This is a genomic window from Pseudoalteromonas sp. SR45-5, from assembly GCF_014163565.1.
Classification (GTDB): Bacteria; Pseudomonadota; Gammaproteobacteria; order Enterobacterales; family Alteromonadaceae; genus Pseudoalteromonas; species Pseudoalteromonas distincta.
Window position 1 is genome coordinate 1 of record NZ_JACJDN010000629.1, and the last position, 2,277, is coordinate 2,277.

The window sequence follows — 2,277 nt, forward strand, 5'->3', positions numbered from 1 at the left end:
GCAAACCATTGAAACCTATACACTACTTTCTCAAAAGGAAGCAGAACAGGTAATCGAAAAATCTCACGAAACATATTTAAAATGGCGATTAACGTCATTCACTGAACGTGCAAAATACCTTAATACTCAAGAAGAGCTATTTCATCCTTCGCAAGAAGATAAAATTAAGCTGTTGTTAACCTTAATTGAAGAAGAATGGCCAGAGAAGGCAATCGTGTTTGCAAATACCAAGCATAGTTGTGAGACGGTTTATGCTTGGCTTAAATCAGACGGTCATCGTGTAGGTATGCTTACTGGTGATGTTAACCAGAAAAAACGCCAAACTATATTAGCGCAATTTAGCAAAGGTGATTTAGACTTTTTAGTTGCGACCGATGTTGCAGCGCGTGGTCTTCATATTCCAGAAGTAAGTCATGTGTTTAACTTTGATTTACCTGACGATTGTGAAGATTATGTTCACCGTATTGGCCGTACTGGCCGCGCTGGTGCATCAGGCCACGCAATTAGTTTTGCATGTGAGCAATATGCATACAACCTGCATGAAATTGAAGAATATATAGAGCACAGCATTCCTTTATCACATTATGATAAAACAGCATTGCTAGATGATTTAACTCAGCCTATTATTCAAAGAAAGCGCAACTATTCAACAGGTCCACGTAACCGTAGTAATAATAGCGGACGTCGCCCAAATAATAGTTACCAAAAAGGACGGTCGTAAGCGACCGTTTGTATAAGTAGTAGTAACTAGAGGTTTTTGAACGGTGGGGCAACTTAAACCGCAAAAAAATGTGTACGCAGTTATTGATTTGGGCTCAAATAGCTTTCATATGCTTATTGCCAAATCAATTGCTGGCGGTCTACAAACAATTGGACGTGTTAAACGCAAAGTCCGATTAGCCGCAGGGCTTGATAAAGGAAACGTATTAAGCACTGAAGCAATGCAGCGAGGCTGGGAATGCCTTGCCCTTTTTGCTGAGCGTCTACAAGATATCCCAGACAAAAACATCACCATAGTAGCAACAGCTACCTTACGCTTAGCAACTAACGCCGAAGTATTTAAAAATCATGCCGAAAAAATTCTAGGTCATAACATTAATGTTATTAGCGGAGAATTAGAAGCGCGCACAATTTATAAAGGTGTTGCCCATACTTCATCTTGTACTGGCAAACAGCTTGTTATTGATATTGGTGGTGCAAGCACAGAAGTTGTAATTGGTAAAGCATTTGATGCCCTACATTACAAAAGCCTCAATATGGGGTGTGTTACCTATCTTGAACGCTATTTTAAAGATTGCCAACTAAGTAAGAGTAACTTTAACGCAGCAATAAAAGCGGCTCGTACAGTCATTGATGAAATTTCTCCAGAGTATAAAGCAGCTGGATGGCAAATTGCATCTGGAGCTTCTGGTACAGTACAAGCAATTCAAGAAATTATGGTCGCGCAAAATCTTGACGACTTACTTACACTTGAAAAGCTCAACACCATAAAAGATCAAGCAATTGCATTTAGCACTATTGCAGCGCTAGACCTTCCTGGGTTAAGTGAAGACCGTCGACTGGTATTTGTATCAGGACTTGCAATCTTAATCGCACTATTTGAATCTCTTGAAATAGAAAAAATGGGATTGGCGGGTGGAGCACTGCGTGAAGGTGTTTTATATAGCATGGTTCCGGAGTTTCATAATAACGACATTCGCAAACGCACTGTTGATGGGTTTATGAGCCGTTATCATGTTGATCAAAAACAAGCGTGTCGAGTTTCAAGCTTGGCAATGCAGTTAGCGCTGAGTATTGATAAAGATTGGCCAATTGAAAGCTTAAATGGGTTACCACTATTAAAAGCGGTAGCGCAGCTTCATGAGATTGGATTACTAATAGAGTATAAGCAGTACCATAAACATACCGCTTATATTTTGGAAAATACCGATATGCCTGGTTTTTCACAGTCAGAGCATAAATTAATAGTAGCGGTAGCAGATGCACATCGATCTGATTTTCCAAAAGGTTGTTTTAATTCACTCGGCGTAAATAGTCTATTAGCACAATATATAGTGAGATTACTACGAATAGCAGTCATTTTATCAATGCGCAGACAAGATGATGTACTGCCTAAGTTTAAGTTAACTGCTAAAAATGAAGTGTTAGACCTTAAGTTTGAAAGTAACTGGTTAAAAGATCATCCATTAATGGCCAGCGAGCTGCAACAAGAGTCTAAACAGCAAGGAAAACTTGGCTGGAAGCTCATAGTAAACTAATTAAAAAGGCCCATCAGGG

The 2,277-nt window shown here is 39.4% G+C and carries 2 protein-coding genes; both read left to right on the forward strand.

Features of this window, described 5'->3' with window-relative positions; genetic code table 11:
• On the forward strand, positions 1–721 hold a 721-nt coding region (locus H5072_RS17300), incomplete at its 5' end, for a helicase-related protein (RefSeq protein WP_259395975.1).
• Between the two features lie 43 nt (positions 722–764).
• Positions 765–2,258 carry a guanosine-5'-triphosphate,3'-diphosphate diphosphatase gene (gppA, locus tag H5072_RS17305; protein ID WP_182694252.1) on the forward strand — a complete coding sequence of 498 codons (1,494 nt, stop codon included), beginning with the start codon at positions 765–767 and terminating at the stop codon, positions 2,256–2,258.
• Positions 2,259–2,277 lie beyond the last annotated feature (19 nt).